The organism is Photobacterium kagoshimensis (genome assembly GCF_050337045.1).
Lineage (GTDB): Bacteria > Pseudomonadota > Gammaproteobacteria > Enterobacterales > Vibrionaceae > Photobacterium > Photobacterium kagoshimensis.
On sequence record NZ_JAKJSO010000015.1, the window covers coordinates 24,406 to 41,675 of the forward strand.

Consider the following 17,270-nt stretch of genomic DNA (forward strand, 5'->3'; position numbering starts at 1 on the left):
TTGTTGTTATGAATAAATCGATAGCGATATTATTAGGCATAACCACCAGTTTTTCTGTTTTAGCGCTAGACTACTTTCCAAGTCGAGGAGGGTATAACGTTAAAGTGAAAAGCTACCAAGAGCAGTTGTTTGGTGATGTGCATCGTCAGCAATATGATTTTAGTTGCGGATCAGCCGCGGTTGCTTCATTAATGACGTTTCACTACGACATTGAGATTAATGAAAGTGAAGTGTTTGATTTTATGTTCAAACATGGTGATAAAGAAAAAATAGAGAAGCAAGGGTTTTCTTTATTAGATATGAAAAAGTACATCAATTCAATAGGCTTAGAAGCTAACGGTTATAAGCTACCTCTGGAAAAAATAAAGAAACTCGGTATTCCTGCAATTACCATAATAAATTTTGATGGGTATATGCACTTTGTTGTAATAAAAGGCATTAACACAAAGCAAGTTATTCTTGGTGATCCATCAAGAGGTACTGTTGTTATGGAAATCAAAGAGTTTGAAGAATATTACAAAGGGCTAGTTTTACTGGTTAAAAGCCATATTGATGTTGCTAGAAATGGTTTTATAAAAAAAGAAAATTATAGTGTTTATGCGTCATCGCCGACAGCAGAGGCGGTTTCGCGCGATTCGCTTGCAACCTTTAGCATTACCTTGCCAGGAGCAAACGATTATTAGAGGCTAGTATGAAAAAGTTATCCCGATTATCCATAATATCTGCGATTGGTGGTGTGGCTTTTGTTGCCCATGCCTCGATCGGATTTCTATCCTTAGATGAGAAAAAGCATAATCTTGTCACCATGAGTGAACAAGAAATGGCAACGGTCAGAGGTGGTTTTATATCAATAAATAACACATTGATAAATATAGGGTTAACCATCTCAACAGCATTAAATGGTAGCAAGGTTTACACCTCTCAAATTGCCAACTTGACCATTGATAATGGGGTGTTAACAACAGCAGGTATCAATGAGGTTACAGACCCCATAACAGTGGTTCAAAACGATAATCCAGGAACAGGGGGAAATACGGTAAGCCCAACGTTAAGTCTACAAGATGGGAGTATTGCGAATATTATTCAAAATACTGTCGATGGTGCAAATATTCGTATTCAAACCGAGCTTAATATTGAAGCTGATGTAGAAGGGTTCTTACGAGAACAAGGGAATATAAATCGTTTGGAAAACGCGATATTAAGTCATAGTTACTAGATAGGCTATTTAGTCGAAAAAGAAGGTATAGTACTTGGTACTATACCTTTTTTGTTGTGTTTTTTTGTCATTAACGATTGTTTGTAATTACTTTTTAAGCTTTCGTGTAATAATATAAATGTTATTAAGTTCTTGAAAAAGAAATGAACTTATCTTAAATGACATTATGTATATGTTATTTTTGAACTCTTTGAGACGTTTCTTATATCTGATACCCTGCAAACTTATCATTTCTCACCTATATTTTTAAGACATTATAAAAAATGCACATTGAAATAGAAGGTGACTTCGATGGTGGCTCAATGTCAAAATAAATCTTTTAATGGTCGCTTAGTTGCAATTGGATGTAACTATGAACCTTGGATTGCGCTTTTAGAACAATCAGGCTGGAAAACACACTGTTGTTACGACCTCCGAACGGCTGACTCAATCTTGGATGAGTACAGTCCATGTATTTGTATTGTTGATTTAAGCAATAATGATTTTAGCTTGAATAGCATTGCTTTGAGGGCAAATAAAACCAAACACGTAAAATGGATTGCAGTTATTAAAAAAGAGCAGCTGCAAACAGATGCGATATGCCAATTTATTAATAACTTCTGCGTCGATTATTTTTCAGTGCCGATTCCGAGTAACCATTTACTTGAAACAGTAGGGCACCAACTTGGGATGCTGGAGATTGAAGCCAGTTCTTGGGTGGAAATTACCTCACAGCATGATATGGGCTTATTTGGTGAATCTAAGTCGATAAAACAACTTCGTGATATGGTGCGTAGGGTTGCTTCTACAGATGTAAATGTATTCTTAACGGGAGAAAACGGTACGGGCAAGGAATTGATTGCTAAGTCAATTCACAATTTATCTAAGCGTAAAAATGCGTCTTTCGTTACCGTAAACTGTGGATCTTTATCCAAAGATGATGAGAAAGTGGCATTTTTAAGAACTTCAACATCTGAGTTGCAAGATGATGGTGAACTTCGGGCTACTGGCACTATCTTGCTCGATAACGTTGAAGAGCTATCGAAAGAACTTCAAGACGAACTATTGAATTACCTACAAGCTCCGGCGAACGATACTCTAGAAGATGACTCACATTGCGATATACGTATTGTGGCTTCATCAAGCTCAGATCTTGAAAATGCGGTATTAAATGGTGAGTTTAGTAAGGAGCTGTTTTACCGCCTTAATGTGTTCCATATAAAAGTGCCAACACTACGTGAACGTGGTTCGGATATTTTTATGCTGGCTGAAAAGTTCTTAGCCAAGTTTGCTACGGAATATAGCACCATGGCATCAACCTTTTCTGAAGACTCAAAACAGCTACTGCTACGCTACAGTTGGCCTGGCAATGTGCGTGAGCTGATAAACCAAGTTAAGCGAGCGGCATTGTTGGCAGAGGGTAATGAAGTAAGAGCTGAGCATTTTGATTTACCGAGCAAAGCGAACTTAAAGCAGAGCTTGCGTAACATTAAAGATGAAGCTGAAAAAGATGTTTTAGTGGCAGTGCTAGAAACACACCGTGGTCAAGTGGCATCGGCAGCAAAAGACCTAGGGGTGTCGCGTGCCACTATGTATCGCTTGTTGAACAAGCACAACATAGTGCCTGATGTGAGGCACTACAATAGCAGTTTTATGCGTGATTAAATTTGCTGCTATTTAGATTAATATGTAAAAATCCAGCCTATTGGCTGGATTTTTTTACTTGCTACGCTTACTTGTTACGGCGAAGCCAGCCGAATAGACCTAAGGCGACTAGGCTGAACAGTGGTACTGAACCACCACCGCTAGACTCTGAATCTGGCTTTTTAGGTTCTTTGGGTGGAGTATCTTTCACTACCTTGAACGGGTCATACTTATAGCTAGCCATAGGAAGCGAGTCTAAATTAAGACCTGTTTTAGTTTCGATCCATTGGCGGTAGTAGGAAACTTGCGTATATAAGCCATCCCCATCCGTTAGTCCATCATTTTTGGCACTACATAATGGGCCATTACTGGTTGCACCAACCAAGCGTAAACCTTTATCTGCATCATTTACATTAGCCGGGTTTTGCCAGATCAAGGGACCGCCTGAATCACCACGGCATACGTCTTTTTTCACCGATGCACGGTTTGAGTCAGCACAGACAAAGTAATCACCTTTATATGGAGAACTATCACATTGGCTATCAGGAATACCTGCAAGTTTAACAACTTGAAGTGTATCTGATGTTTTGTTTTGCGTACCTAGGTGTCCCCAACCAGAAGCAATAAGTGTTGCTTGAGAATCCTGACCTTTGACGTAAGTATTGCCAAATTGTTGGTCAGCTTGTGTTTGCTCTGCTGTTGCAAGGTTAGGTTGATTAAAGCTGGCAATTTTAATGGCTTTACCACCAAGATCGTATAGCGACGCCTTCACACGGATCAGTGCAATATCGTTATCAAATCGTGTTGCTTGAATTTGAGGGTCGTAATCTTTATGGGTAATGACTTCCTCAATTTTTGTAGCTTTACTCGCATCTAGGTAGCCACCATAAATATGAGGGTTAGTGGTGCCTGCGAAAATGTAGTCACCTTTTTGCAGCATGACTTTACGACTGCCAAGCTCAATTTTGAACGTACAGTGCGCAGCGGTAACGATCCAGTGTTCAGAAATGATCGAGCCGCCACACATAGTGCCGCTTGACTGGCCGAACACTAACACTTGCCACGGTAGTAAATCTTGAACGGCAGTTTCACCATTCATGACTCGTGGTAGCACTGATGGCTGAAACGATTGATCCAACGATGGGGCGGTAACTGTGGCCTGTGATGCAAAGGTAGCTGTAGCACCCAGCAAGCATAACGTTGCGATAATGGTTTTTGTCTTTTTCATTTGTCACCTTAATGTACGGTGTTTTTATACTATAGGTGCAATATACAGCATTTTAGTGCTATTGGTATGGGGCGTTAATTAAATGTGATGATCATCACCAATAGTAATGATTATTAATTAGAATATAAGTCGCTTGTGGCTGTTACCTGATCGAAAACAAATTAGCGATGACTAGTTATCGAATCTGGTTCTGTTGCTCGTTAATATAGAAGGGTATTTCTTATTATGAAGTTAGGTTTGAAGTTATGGCATTTAGAAATGTAATTGGGTTTGGTGTAGCAGGTAATTTTGCTGGGCATTTAGAGCAGGCAGGCGAAGCGAAAGATTTTTTAGCCGTAGAGGTGAAAGAAGCGATTCAGCCTAAAGCCATTTTTCCATTTTATGTTCCATCAAAGCAAGCAGGCTTTCTGTCTACTTACCCTTTATCGTCAAATACTATTGTGCCACCTAATGATGCCGATAATTTACAAATTGAGCCTGAAGTTGCACTTTTGTGTGATATCGAATATCAGGGTACGCAAGTGATTGGTTTGAAACCGATAAAGTTTGCGGCATATAACGACTGTTCGATTCGTAAGCCTAACGCTAAGAAGATCAGTGAAAAGAAAAACTGGGGTGCTGACACCAAAGGTATTGCTGCTGAGTTGTTTGATCTTGACCATTTAGCAGAAGGCGGTGTGCTAGATGATTATCGCATTGCGAGCTTCCATAAGCGTGGTGATAAAACTGAGCGTTATGGCGAGGATAGCCCTGTAATTGGTTACAGTTACTTTCATCAGCAACTTCTTGATTGGATTATTGATCGTATGAACAACCAGCAAGATGTTGGCCCAACAGAAAATATAGCGCAATTGCTATCGCACGCGGATTACCCATCTCAAGCGTTAATTAGTATAGGTGCAACGCGTTATACAGAGTATGGAGAAACACACTTTTTGCAGTCGGGCGACACCAGTATAGTCGTGGTTTATGATGGTAAACAGTATCAGGAAGATGAAATTGCCCAAATGGCGAAAGCGAACAAATTTGCTAAAAGTGGCTTGTCGGCGCTTGTTCAGCATGTAGCTTAAACGTCACTTTTTGCAGTTTAGCTCTGCTTACTAAAGGTATAGGTGTCATACCTTTTTTAGGCAGAGCGAGTCTGATTATAATCAGCAAGAACGATCAGTTACTTAGGTAGGTTGGTATTAATAGCGGTAAAAGATTTTAAATGCGCCATAAGGACTAATCTCTTGGCTGTCTTCCTCAAAGCTTTTTGTATCAGCTGCCATACTCAAACTGATCCCCCAATTTGAACGATAGAATACAACGCCAGCGATGAGGCTAGCTTGCCAATGTTGCAAGGTAACATCATCCACTTCGATGGGTTTGTCGCCCTCAAGGGTTATATCGTTGAATCGGTATCGACCTTCAAGACCAGTATACAAAAAATAACCTGAATGACTGGAAGAGAGTAAGCCAACATCCGTGATTTGATTAGGTGTAAAGCCAATAGAGCCAAAGGTTTCTGATAGTTGGTTTCCCCAACGTATCACACTCCCAAAGGCTGCTTCACTCCGATAGTTACCTGCATCTAACCTGCCCACCGCGCTCCATTCCCATTGCTTGTCATTGAAGGAAGAGAAACGATTGACGAGTCGATGTCCTTCATAATTAGCATTAGCAACGAGCTCATTTTCAATTTGATAAGCCCAGCCCTTCGGTTCTTTCGATGGGGTAATGCTATGAACGAACTTTTGCGCACTTTCTGCTAGCGCGTTTGGGCCAACAGTTCCTAGTCGTAAGGTGAACTTGTCAGCTTGATTGGCTGTGTATTGGAATATGCCCGTATCTAGGAAGAGTAAGCCAGCATATGGGCGCTCATTAGGTTGTGGTTTTTCTATCGTGATGTCACTCGGGGTCCACATTTGCTGGCCAAGTTTAATACGCCAACCTTGCCAAGCGCGGTTGTTTAACGGTAACCAGTTAGCTAGGGTAGCAATAGGAAAAGGTGCATTGTTAGCCAATTCTGATGTGACGGCTGAACTATAGTTGAGGAAAATGCCATTGGTATAGTTTTGATCATTTTGAACTATGCCGTCATTTTCCATTGAAAATGAAATACTACTAAAAGTATGTGGCGTTGTTGTATTGGCGGCGTGTACGTTTACCACTAATGCACTGGTGAAGAGTGTAGTCATAGCGATAATGGGAAAGCCAATTGTGGCTTTCTTGTATATTCTCATCGACTGCCTTATTGATAAATCACATACATGCATAAAACAAAACTTATACGATATGCTATTTTAAAACACTGACGAACCAGTCAAATTTACGATTTAGACTTAAATTAATCAGCATAAATGATGAGATCATTGATGGACTGGTATTACATCAAACCGGATAGTGTGAAGAGATAAAAGGAACCATTGTGGATATACCATCATCAGTTATTTCGGCTCAATGGCTTAACCAGCATATTGATCACCCATCAATAACCGTCTTGGATGCCAGCTGGTTTATGCCAGGATCAGGACGCTTCCCTCAACAAGAGTGGGCTGCTAAACGTATACCTGACTCACTTTTTTTTGACTTTGATAACAAGATAAAATCACATGAGTCACCGTTACCACACATGTTACCTACAGCTGAAGGCTTCGCATATGAAGTATCTAAGCTTGGCATTAGTAACGATAGCACCATAATTATTTACGATACGATAGGGTTATTTTCATCACCAAGAGCGTGGTGGATGTTCAAAGCCATGGGACATCACAATGTTGCAGTACTTGATGGTGGCTTACCTGCATGGCTAGCGGCTGGTGGTGAGATAGAAACACATACACCTCACGGTAATATAGCCCCTTCTTCTTATATAGCGAGTCGCCAGCCTAACTGGATAGCAAGTGCTCAAGACGTTAGTAAGCAACTGACTAATGAGGCGGTAACGATTGTTGATGCGAGACCTGCTGAACGATTTGCAGGTAAGCAAATTGAACCTCGAGCAGGAGTTCGTAGCGGACACATGCCTAATGCTAAGAATTTGCCTTTTGCTAAAGTGGTTTTTGATGGCAAGTTAGCGGATAAGTCTAGGTTAAATAAATACTTTGATGAGTTAGCACCAACTGAGCAGCAATATATATTTAGTTGTGGTTCGGGGATCACGGCGTGCATTCTTGCGCTGGCTGCAGAGCAGACGGGACGGAAGCACATCGCGGTTTATGATGGCTCATGGACTGAGTGGGGGAGTAACGAACAATATCCAGTTGTTAAAGAAGAGTAAAGCTCATTCCTTTTCAATCAGAGAGAATAAAACAGGCTTGATCTAGGTTTATGATTAATGTGGTATCACATCAAAATCAACGCGATGAAGCCTGTTTAACCTAAAGTATTAAGCCCGTATCGGCTTGGTATACATTAGGTTATTCTATTTTCGAGGCAAGATAGCCTTGCTCATCAATAATAGACTGTCCTTGAGGAGACACGATGTAATCGACAAAACTTTTCGCTGCTTTATCTGTTGTTAACGCTGTGTCTTTATATAGCATTAAGAAAGGTCGCGAAATTTGATATTCACCCGACTCGAGGTTCTCAAGGGTGGGTGATACACCTTCAAAATCAAGTGCTTTTATTGAATCATCGATTGAGCCCAAAGAGACATAACCAATAGCATGCTGATTACCCGAAACTAAGCTCTTAACCATACCATTTGTATTTACAACAATCGCTTGTGGATTGATGTCGGAAACACGAACTCCTTTGATATCTTTGGTTAATTCCATGAAATCTTCAAAAGAAAAGCGAGAACCCGATGCGTTTTCACGGCTAACAACTGCAATCTTACGATCTGGCCCATTCACTTGGTTCCAGTTAGTAATTTCACCATGGTAAATTTGAGATATTTGTTCTTTTGTTAGGTTTTTAATCGAATTGTTTTTGTTCACGACTAAAGCAATGCCATCATGCGCAAAAGTGACACTATTAAGCTTGGTTTGAATTTCATCTTCGGTTAAGTAACGAGAACTCATACCGAGTCGTGCTACTCCTTTTTGAACCGCAGTAATACCCGCAGACGACCCTATCCCTTGAACGGCAATCTGATTGTCATTTTTATCTGCTGAGTAGGTTTCAGCTAACACTTCAACAATATGACTTGCTGAAGTAGAACCTGACACAGTCAGGGTTTCTGCTTGTGCGTTGAATGTCAAGCCAATGCATAGTGCTAGCAGAGTAGTAGCCCGTGGGAACATAGACTTTCTCCATATTGAAATAATTTGCGACATCTTATTACGGAGATATGACATTTATGTGAAAACCAACATGAGTATGTGCAAGTGCGATAAAAGAGTATCCATATAGATCGGCAGTGGATGCATTAAGTACGTATGGCTAGCACTTTTTGTGCTTTATGGGAACTAAGTGGAGAGGGAAGGTAAGAGTAGATATTTATAAATATCAGACTTTGCTTCAAATAATGCAGATTACAATTGACAAATTTATCGATGCAAGAAGAAATCCGCTGCGAACATTGATACACACCGCATTTTGCTATGCCCACTGTTGCACTTGGTGTCTAAATGGAGATATATATGATGATAGATGCATTTGATCGAGCTGAAATTATACCCTGAAGGGTGCTTGCGCTGACTTGGTATTGGTAGTGGGGATAAAACGCTTGGTTCGGAGAAATGTATGGAATGCCATGATTTGGTGAGTAAAGTTAAGGAATAGGGTAGGGCAGACTATGGAAACAGTCGAATTTGTCGAATTACTATCAAAAATTGAATCCTTGAATGATGAGCAACTAAAGGTGTTATATCTACAATCTAAGTACGCGTATAATCAGCATAAAATATTGGATGTGAATCAAATTGTTAGCCAAGAAGAGCTAGAATTATTGTTGCAGCATTAAAGCATCAGTAAACGTGAGCGCTGGAAATTGTATGTATTTCTCATCGCGCTTTTTAGTGCGAGCCCAGTACAGTGTGTTTATTCTTTTCTGCTTTCTTTTTGTACATTTCTTTATCGGCATGAGCCAAGATGCTATCTGGATCAGATAGATTGCCAGCATGATAAGGCACAATACCGATACTCAGATCAATATCGAAGTTTTGTCGCATCATTTTTGTCGATTGGTATAAAAGCTCAACCCATTGATGGGTTGCTTCATTATTATCTGTCGGTAAGAGTACGACAAACTCATCCCCGCCAATGCGGTAAATATTGCTGCCTTCTGGACTGGTTGTGCGGAGCATAACTGCAATCTCAATCAGTAATTCATCCCCACGTTTGTGGCCAAATCGGTCGTTCACCTTTTTGAAGTTATCAATATCAATATAAGCTAATACGCCACGCTGAAGTTGAATAGCAATAGTGTCGAAACGACGGAATAGCGCTCGTCGATTTTCTAACTGAGTGAGACTGTCTTGAAATGCGTGTTTACTGAGTTCTTCTTCTAAATGGTGAGCTTTCTCGATTTGTGCATTTAAACTCGCGATCAGTTTTTGGCGTTGTTGGAGCATTTTAATAAAGCAAAGGCACATAAGGAAAACACCGATGTGCATAAAAACGTCGTCTGAATTATCAATTAACCAGTGATCGTTAAGTTCTGGCACTTCATCAAGCAAGTCTGCAATCACACCAATCGAATAAGTACCGAAAGCCAGCATTAGCCAGCCTTTCATCTCACGCCCAAAATCCTCTTTTAATAGCATAATGATAAGCACTAGCGTCATTATTGACGTCATGACTTCAAGCATGCCGCTTGATGGGACGAAAGCTGAAAACAGAACGCCGATACAAATGACGACAGTTAATCGTGCTGGGAGTTGAGATACTTTGTTCATATGCATCGGCTTACTTTATAAAATTGATATTATCTTCGCAAAGTTAATAAAGCGGAACAAGCCTACTATTTAATAATGCTGATAAACGCTATACGAATCTTTTTTGACACGAACAAAGTTGCATTTTATGAGTTAAAATTGACTCTTAAGCTGTTTAATTAAAAAGTGTTTTTGAAGGAAGGTAGTTTTAGTAAACGGCAAAATAAGCGGTAAATACTAAGTGTGACTTTACTCTCAGAATTGGAAACATAGATTTCAGACTACATTGTACAACAAGGGTTTGGTATATAGGTATGTAACAAAATATTTCCATTTACAATGCTGTAACATTTGGTGTTTATGTCTATTCTTGAAATGACTAGGAATTGTTGTGCATTACTGCGAACAGTTTACGCACAAGGACATAACAATAGAGGTCGGACAATATGTTAACAATGGCTAGAACAACACAGCCCAATGGTGCTTTGGTATCAGAGCGGATTCAGAAGCTCATCAAAGCATTATCTAATGGGGTCTATGAAAGAGAAGAAACCATTAAGCTCTGCCTACTTGCAGCATTGGCCGGTGAAAGTGCTTTTTTGCTAGGCCCCCCTGGTATAGCAAAGAGCCTTATCGCTAAGCGTCTTATTCAAGCATTCGATAATAGCCGTTTTTTTGATTACCTGATGACCCGTTTTTCAACGCCTGAAGAGGTGTTTGGCCCCCTTTCTATTCAGGAATTAAAAGATAACGGCAAATACGTGCGCCTTGTTGATGGCTATTTGCCAACGGCAGAAGTGGTCTTTCTTGATGAAATTTGGAAAGCCGGCCCTGCCATCTTGAATACGTTGTTGACTGTTGTAAACGAACGTACTTTTAAAAATGGTCAGGAAATTTTGCCTGTTCCAATGCGTTTGCTGATCACGGCTTCAAACGAATTGCCCGATGAAGACAGTGGATTAGAAGCGCTTTACGACCGAATGTTAGTACGCGTATTCGTTAACCGTATTCAAGAGAAACAAAACTTTAAAGCCATGTTGATGGGGGAGAGCACGATTCAAGAAGTTGACCCTGCCCTGACGATTAAAGATGAAGAATATCAACAGTGGCAAGCGCACCTTGAAAATGTCGAGCTAGATGAAACGATTTTTGAAAAGATTTATCAGCTGAAAAGCATGATTGAAGAAAGAGTAGACTCAGGTGAGGGGCTGGCTGAAGACAGTGAGTTATATATTTCAGATCGTCGTTGGAAGAAGTCAGTGCGCTTATTAAAAGCGAGTGCTTTCTTCAATGGCCGAGGTGAGATTAACCCGTTGGATCTGTTGTTACTGCAAGACTGTTTATGGCATAGCCCTGAATCACGCCATGTGGTGCGTAATATTATCCGTGATTTTGCTACTCAAAAGGCTTTCAACCAAGAAGCTTCCCAAGCGGATGCCAATGAAGCGCAAGCGCTTCTTGATGGTATTAATAAAGAAGTAGCTGACACATTAAGCATGTCGTTTTCGCGCGAAACCATGATGCGAAAAGAGTGGTTTAAGTATGATTTCTCAGGCGCTAAACGCTATACGGTCAACCATAATCCGCGCATGATTAAATTGGTGATGCTGCAACAAAATCCATCGGTGTCCGAACAAGAGAAAGGGGATGGTCGCTGGGTATACGTTGATGGTGATGAGTTTGAAAAGAAAATCAAAACGGGCCAGTGTGATATCTATGGTTTTGTGAATAAGAATACCAACCTTTGTCGACTACAGTTTGAAGTGGACGCTAATTTACAGTTAGTGATTAAAGATATCGCTAACAGAGCCGTGCTAGTGGGTATAGCGGGCTCTCGTGGTATTAGCGCAACTCAGAAAGCGAATTGGCAAAAAGAACTTGATCGAGCATCAGAGAAGGTCGTTGATGCTGAGCATAATATTAAAAAGTCACGTAGCTCTTTCCATGGTGCATTACCGCATAACTTCGTTGAATCAGAACTGCCTGAGTTGATTGAAAATAGCATAGCAATGGCATCAGATTCAGTGACTGAGCTAAAACGCCTAGTTGAGAAAGGTGCGTTTCGTATTGCCCACCTTTCAGACTACTTTGCATAAATCAGCATATCAGTTGGTACGAGTAACGAGGATCCTGACTTATGCCAGTATCAGAAAGTATTAATCTTGCAATGATGGTGGCTGAATCAGGCATCGTTGATTCTGCCATTCATGAGCTATTGATGCGCCCGCAATTAATCATGGCGGCAGAAGCTAATCCCGGTATTAAAACCGCCATGAAAAACCAGATCATCAAGTGGCGTGGTCAGGTACAGCAACGCATTACTAAAGTTAGTGTCGAAGATCGCTTTAAACAAGAAATAGCACTTTATGAACAAGCCATTAATTGGAATGAAGAGTATTTTATTAGCCAAGCAGATAGCATAGTAAAGCAGCTAGAAGGGCACTCTACGTTTTACTTTAAAGCCAAATCGCTGGTTACTAAAGAGCATGCTAAGCACAACCCTATGTTCCAGAGCTATTTCTGTAGTCAGTGGTATCAGCATTTAACAGAAACGCTTAAACAAGCTCAGCTCGATGAGTTAGAACAGCATAAAGAGCAGTTGCTTGCTGATTTATATCAACGTATCGAAACCATGCAGCAAATGGAGCAAGTGAGCGATGCGGGTGACGAAACAAAAGTTGGTCGCTTATGGGATATGGCAAAAGCCAAGCTAACCCGTACTGATGTCGAATCGATGAAATCGGTCGCTCGTTTTCTTAAACGTAATGATGGTTTGAAAGAGATCGCTGAAAAACTAGGTCGCATGGCCAGCGAAATTGATGACCCTAATAAGGAAAGGGTACGTTCAGAAGATATTCGTATGGTGGAAGAGCGTAGCGATAATGTTTCTGACGATATTGTCGGTGTGCACGAAAGTGATGACTTATCAAAGTTATTGCCGAATGAAACCATGTTTTTGGCATATCCTGAGTTGGAAGTGGTGTTTTATAAGCACTTAGTTGATAAGCGCCTAATGAACTACCGTGTTCAAGGGACACAGCGCAAACTACGCAAAGTGAAAGCCTATAAACGCCAGAGTAAGCAAGTGGAGCAAGACAAAGGCCCATTTATTGTTTGTATTGATGCATCGGGTTCTATGTCGGGCTATCCTGAGCAATGTGCTAAGGCCTTGGCTTATGGTTTGATGCAAATTGCGTTGGCTGAAGATCGTGATTGCTTCGTGATCATGTTTTCGACTCAACAAATTACTTACGAACTCACTAAGCAAGATGGCCTGAGTGAAGTGCTAAATTTCTTGTCTTATTCATTTCATGGCGGTACGGATCTGTCACCAGTCTTAGATCAGTCGATTGATTTGATGTGTGGTGAAAAGTACAAGAATGCAGATTTAGTTGTGCTGTCTGATTTTATTGCGCCATCACAGCCAGAAGAAATGTTACGTCGAATTGATAAATTGAAAGCAAGCAGGAATCGCTTTCATGCTGTAACACTGTCGAAGTACGGTAACCCTGCCTTGATGGATATATTTGACCATTGTTGGTCTTATCATCCATCGAAGTTCAGCCGTTTAATGAAATGGCGCTAAATTAACGTTTTGCTAAACGCTAAAAAATCGGCTTGTTAGCCGATTTTTTGTTGTAACTAAGTGCTACTATTCTGCAAAATATTTACTCAGTGCTTGCTTCCATTCTGGACTTTTTCGTACTTTTAATAGCGCGCGGTTAAGTACTTCTTCATAAGGGCTGTTATCGCCAATCGCAAAGCCGTAATTTTGTTTTTCAAACTGGTAAGGCAGTACAGAAAGGTCAGTATATTTACCATCTTCCTTGGATTTTTTTATCAGGTATTTTAAGACAGCATCATCGGCAACAATTGCGTCAACTTCTTGTTTGTCTAGTGCGGTGAGCATTTGTTCTGTCGATTCATAGGTTCTATGGACAATACTGTGATTGGTTAGATATATCGAGGAAGTTGAGGCAAGCTTGGCACCAACGTTTAGATTGGCTAAATCATTCGGGCTTTTAATGTCACTGCTCAATAATCCTAACGTAAAAGTACTGGCCAGTATTGCGGTAATACTGGCAATAAAAAGCGTCGTCGTAATGGCCAGTAGCACGGTAATAAAGCGGCCTGTTAATGTTTTGAATTCGTAATAATTAAAAGGACCTTTGGTAATAAAGAGTAGCCCTAATAAGAATCCTTCCAATAACCGCGCCGCGCGTGACGGCATTGAGTACAATTTATCATTTACTTTGTGCTCTAGCAGATAATATATTCCCCCCACGAAGGCGGCAGCAGCGAAAATAACCACTAAAATAAATAATAGTTTTTTGTTGGTAATGATATTTAACAGTGTCGTTAGATGCCCTTGCTCTTTTACGGCTATTGCGAGTGATGTTTCGTAGAAAGAATGTGTGAAATCTAGGATGAGCTCACGTTCTTCAGTGATTGAGATGCAGGATACCGCAATATCGACGTTACCAGTGCTTACATCATCAAGCAGCTCTTTTAATTCATGGCTAGATATTTCGAAATTCACATCAAGACTTTCTGCCATTTTTTGCCACAGAAATATACTTAGCCCACTATAGGTTCCATTTTCATCCGTCATTACAAACGGAGGGCAGTCGTAGCTACCAACTTTAACCGTCTGCGTGTTGGCATATGCAGAGCTAATCATCGCGCCAATTAAAACTAAAAATATGGCTAATGTGATGATATATGTGGCCAATCGCTGGTATTCACCCTTCATTGTCACCTCCGTTCAATCTCGTAAGTATAAAAGTGATTCTGATCAATGACTGACGTAACAGTGAGACGATAAAGACGAATGTTAATAGCGAGACTTAGGGGCTAGTCTATCCTTACTATTAATATTGTTAACATAAGCCGCGTAAATACAATACGAATAAAAAGGGCGAGGCAAGAGCTCCATTGATGAACAGAGATTCTCCCTTCGTGTTTGTTCTTGTGGCTGAGTAGGAGCATAAGATGAAACGGTTGTTGTTATGTTTTTGGATCGTTTTACTCTGGGTACCATCTTTTACTTATGCAGATGATGTGTGGGTTATTGAAATTAAAGGGGGGATCGGCCCTGCAATAAGTGATTATGTTTCACGAGAAATTGTATTGGCCCAAGAGCAGCAAGCAAAATTTATCGTATTGAAAATGGATACCCCTGGAGGCCTTGATACTTCAATGCGAGAAATCATTCAAGCTATTACCATTTCACCTATTCCTATTGCAACATGGGTCGGCCCAGCAGGATCTCGTGCTGCGAGTGCAGGAACATACATACTGCTTGCAAGTCATATTGCTTCAATGGCACCAGGGACGAATTTAGGCGCCGCGACGCCTGTTTCGCTAGGCGGGCCGCAGCGCGATAAAGATTCTGACAGTAATAACCCGTTTGCACCTAAACAAGAACAACCTGATGAGGCTTCTCGTTCCCAACCCGCACCTTCCTCAGAACAATCACCATCGGACAGCTCAGATCAAACAGACAAAACAACAGGTACAAATAAGGATGAATCTGAAGCCGCGGGTAAGCCTGAGCAAACCGATAACGCACCTGGAGAGGGTGATAAAATTGCCGCAAAAACAGCGATGGAAAAGAAGGTGATGAATGATGCAGCGGCTTATATTCAAAGTTTAGCCAAGTTGCATGGTCGTAACGAAGTATGGGCGGAAAAAGCGGTTACGGAAGCAGCGAGCCTAGATGCGGAAAGTGCTCTAGCGAAAAATGTCATTGATTTTATCGCACCTAATCTTGACCAATTGATTGCTAAAGCGAATGGGCGAACTGTGATTGTGAATGGAGTTCAAAGCGACATAGCCCTCTCTAATGTTGCATACATTGAACGTGAACAAGACTGGCGATTTAAATTACTCACTGTCATTACCAACCCCAATGTTGCTTATATCTTGATGTTGATTGGGATATACGGCTTATTGCTTGAATTTTATAATCCAGGGGTAGGGTTACCTGGTGTACTTGGTGGTATTTGCCTCATTTTAGCTATGTATTCGCTGCAACTGCTACCTGTTAGCTATGCAGGGCTAGGTTTGTTGTTACTGGGTATTGCACTCATGATTGCAGAAACCTTTAGCCCGAGTTTCGGTATTTTAGGGTTAGGGGGGATTGTTGCTTTTGTGTTGGGTTCTGTCATGTTGATGGATACCGAAACCCCCGGATTTCAAATCGCTGTTCCGCTTATTGTGGGGTTAACCGTTGTTTCTGCACTGTTTTTCTTTGTCATTATTGCATTACTGCTCAAAGTACGTCGTCGCCCAGTAACAACGGGCGTGCAACTTATCCAAGGGCAGATTGCCACCGTGATCTGTGGTTTTCCTGGCGAAGGGAAAGTCATGGTTGATGGTGAGATCTGGCAAGCTCGTTCTAATATGCAATACCAACAGGGAGACCATGTTGTGGTGACAAACATTTCAGGTCTATGGCTTGATGTAGAAAGCATTAAGAAGGAATAAGATCATGTTTACCTATTCGTTAGCGACCATCATAGTGCTGGTAGTTGCCCTGATCGCCAGCATGTTTAAAGTTCTACGTGAATACGAGCGTGCAGTGGTGTTTTTGCTCGGACGATTTTATGAAGTAAAAGGTCCTGGTTTGATCATTATTGTGCCAGTGATCCAACAAATGGTGAGAGTGGATTTACGGACAATTGTATTGGATGTACCGACTCAGGATTTGATCACTCGGGATAACGTCTCTGTTAAAGTGAATGCCGTGGTTTATTACCGAGTGGTTGACCCCAAAATGGCCATTAACAATGTCGAAAATTACCATGAGGCAACCAGTCAGTTATCACAAACGACCTTACGTTCAGTGTTAGGGCAGCATGAGCTTGATGAATTGTTATCGGCACGAGACGAATTGAATAATGATTTACAAGGGATCCTCGATCAACACACAGATAACTGGGGGATCAAGATTGCCAATGTTGAAATAAAGCATGTGGATTTAGATGACAGTATGGTGAGAGCGTTAGCACGCCAAGCTGAGGCTGAACGTTCTCGTCGTGCTAAAGTTATTCACGCTACAGGTGAGTTAGAGGCGTCGGCAAAGTTGAGTGAGGCAGCTAAAGTGCTTAATCAATCCCCGAATGCTGTTCAGCTTCGTTATATGCAAACCTTGACGGAAATTGCGAATGATCGCACCTCTACCATTATTTTCCCTATGCCCATTGATTTGGTTGATAAGTTCTCATCACGGCTAGATGTGAGTGCATTATCTGGTGGCAACAAGCCCTCTAAACCGAGCCAGCCTAGTGATAGTGGTGATAACTAACAACTGGTTTGAATTAAACGGTAAAAGTAACAGCACCATGATTGTTGTATGTATCAATCATGGTGCTGATTTATTGAGTGGAACTGTATT

15 protein-coding genes are annotated in these 17,270 nt (G+C 41.0%); 10 read left to right on the forward strand and 5 right to left on the reverse strand.

What is annotated here, in order from left to right; all coding sequences use genetic code 11:
* Nucleotides 1-8 precede the first annotated feature (8 nt).
* The 3 genes from L4C35_RS13615 to L4C35_RS13625 all read left to right on the forward strand — a co-directional run bounded on the left by L4C35_RS13615 (nucleotide 9) and on the right by L4C35_RS13625 (nucleotide 2,860).
* A complete protein-coding gene (locus L4C35_RS13615; RefSeq protein ID WP_428463389.1) occupies nucleotides 9-683 on the forward strand; it encodes a C39 family peptidase in 675 nt (224 codons plus the stop codon).
* A gap of 8 nt (nucleotides 684-691) precedes the next feature.
* A complete protein-coding gene (locus L4C35_RS13620) occupies nucleotides 692-1,216 on the forward strand; it encodes a hypothetical protein (protein WP_428463390.1) in 525 nt (174 codons plus the stop codon).
* Nucleotides 1,217-1,507: 291 nt separating this feature from the next.
* On the forward strand, nucleotides 1,508-2,860 hold the full coding sequence (locus L4C35_RS13625; protein ID WP_428463391.1) for a sigma-54-dependent transcriptional regulator: 1,353 nt from the start codon (nucleotides 1,508-1,510) through the stop codon (nucleotides 2,858-2,860).
* Between the two features lie 67 nt (nucleotides 2,861-2,927).
* Here L4C35_RS13625 and L4C35_RS13630 read toward each other — a convergent pair whose 3' ends face one another.
* Nucleotides 2,928-4,067, reverse strand: a complete 1,140-nt coding sequence (locus tag L4C35_RS13630; RefSeq protein WP_428463392.1) for a trypsin-like serine protease — start codon at nucleotides 4,065-4,067, stop codon at nucleotides 2,928-2,930.
* Nucleotides 4,068-4,312: 245 nt separating this feature from the next.
* Here L4C35_RS13630 and L4C35_RS13635 point away from each other — a divergent pair, with 245 nt between their 5' ends.
* Nucleotides 4,313-5,137 carry a DUF5718 family protein gene (locus L4C35_RS13635; protein ID WP_428463393.1) on the forward strand — a complete coding sequence of 275 codons (825 nt, stop codon included), beginning with the start codon at nucleotides 4,313-4,315 and terminating at the stop codon, nucleotides 5,135-5,137.
* A gap of 117 nt (nucleotides 5,138-5,254) precedes the next feature.
* Here L4C35_RS13635 and L4C35_RS13640 read toward each other — a convergent pair whose 3' ends face one another.
* The gene (locus L4C35_RS13640) at nucleotides 5,255-6,292 is read right to left on the reverse strand and encodes a lipid A deacylase LpxR family protein (protein WP_428463394.1); all 1,038 of its coding nucleotides are present in this window, start codon (nucleotides 6,290-6,292) and stop codon (nucleotides 5,255-5,257) included.
* A gap of 185 nt (nucleotides 6,293-6,477) precedes the next feature.
* Here L4C35_RS13640 and L4C35_RS13645 point away from each other — a divergent pair, with 185 nt between their 5' ends.
* Nucleotides 6,478-7,329 carry a sulfurtransferase gene (locus tag L4C35_RS13645; protein WP_428463395.1) on the forward strand — a complete coding sequence of 284 codons (852 nt, stop codon included), beginning with the start codon at nucleotides 6,478-6,480 and terminating at the stop codon, nucleotides 7,327-7,329.
* A gap of 139 nt (nucleotides 7,330-7,468) precedes the next feature.
* On the opposite strand, the gene L4C35_RS13650 is transcribed toward L4C35_RS13645, so the two are convergent.
* Entirely contained in the window at nucleotides 7,469-8,296 is an 828-nt protein-coding gene (locus L4C35_RS13650; RefSeq protein ID WP_428463396.1) for a phosphate ABC transporter substrate-binding protein, read from the reverse strand.
* Nucleotides 8,297-8,790: 494 nt separating this feature from the next.
* Between L4C35_RS13650 and L4C35_RS13655 the strand changes: the two genes are divergently transcribed.
* Complete coding sequence (locus tag L4C35_RS13655) at nucleotides 8,791-8,958, forward strand: hypothetical protein (RefSeq protein ID WP_428463397.1); 168 nt, start codon at nucleotides 8,791-8,793, stop codon at nucleotides 8,956-8,958.
* A gap of 52 nt (nucleotides 8,959-9,010) precedes the next feature.
* On the opposite strand, the gene L4C35_RS13660 is transcribed toward L4C35_RS13655, so the two are convergent.
* Complete coding sequence (locus tag L4C35_RS13660; protein ID WP_428463398.1) at nucleotides 9,011-9,892, reverse strand: GGDEF domain-containing protein; 882 nt, start codon at nucleotides 9,890-9,892, stop codon at nucleotides 9,011-9,013.
* Between the two features lie 425 nt (nucleotides 9,893-10,317).
* Between L4C35_RS13660 and L4C35_RS13665 the strand changes: the two genes are divergently transcribed.
* Both L4C35_RS13665 and viaA read left to right on the forward strand, forming a co-directional pair.
* Complete coding sequence (locus tag L4C35_RS13665) at nucleotides 10,318-11,967, forward strand: ATPase RavA domain-containing protein (protein WP_428463399.1); 1,650 nt, start codon at nucleotides 10,318-10,320, stop codon at nucleotides 11,965-11,967.
* Between the two features lie 41 nt (nucleotides 11,968-12,008).
* Complete coding sequence (gene viaA / locus L4C35_RS13670; RefSeq protein ID WP_428463400.1) at nucleotides 12,009-13,457, forward strand: ATPase RavA stimulator ViaA; 1,449 nt, start codon at nucleotides 12,009-12,011, stop codon at nucleotides 13,455-13,457.
* A gap of 66 nt (nucleotides 13,458-13,523) precedes the next feature.
* Here the strand turns inward: viaA and L4C35_RS13675 are convergent, their stop codons facing one another.
* On the reverse strand, nucleotides 13,524-14,624 hold the full coding sequence (locus tag L4C35_RS13675) for a substrate-binding periplasmic protein (RefSeq protein ID WP_428463401.1): 1,101 nt from the start codon (nucleotides 14,622-14,624) through the stop codon (nucleotides 13,524-13,526).
* Between the two features lie 239 nt (nucleotides 14,625-14,863).
* Between L4C35_RS13675 and L4C35_RS13680 the strand changes: the two genes are divergently transcribed.
* Together L4C35_RS13680 and L4C35_RS13685 are read left to right on the forward strand one after the other, a co-directional pair.
* Nucleotides 14,864-16,360 (forward strand): NfeD family protein, encoded by a 1,497-nt coding sequence (locus L4C35_RS13680; RefSeq protein WP_428463402.1) that lies wholly within the window; start codon nucleotides 14,864-14,866, stop codon nucleotides 16,358-16,360.
* Between the two features lie 4 nt (nucleotides 16,361-16,364).
* A complete protein-coding gene (locus L4C35_RS13685) occupies nucleotides 16,365-17,180 on the forward strand; it encodes a slipin family protein (RefSeq protein WP_428463403.1) in 816 nt (271 codons plus the stop codon).
* The last annotated feature ends 90 nt before the right edge of the window (nucleotides 17,181-17,270 follow it).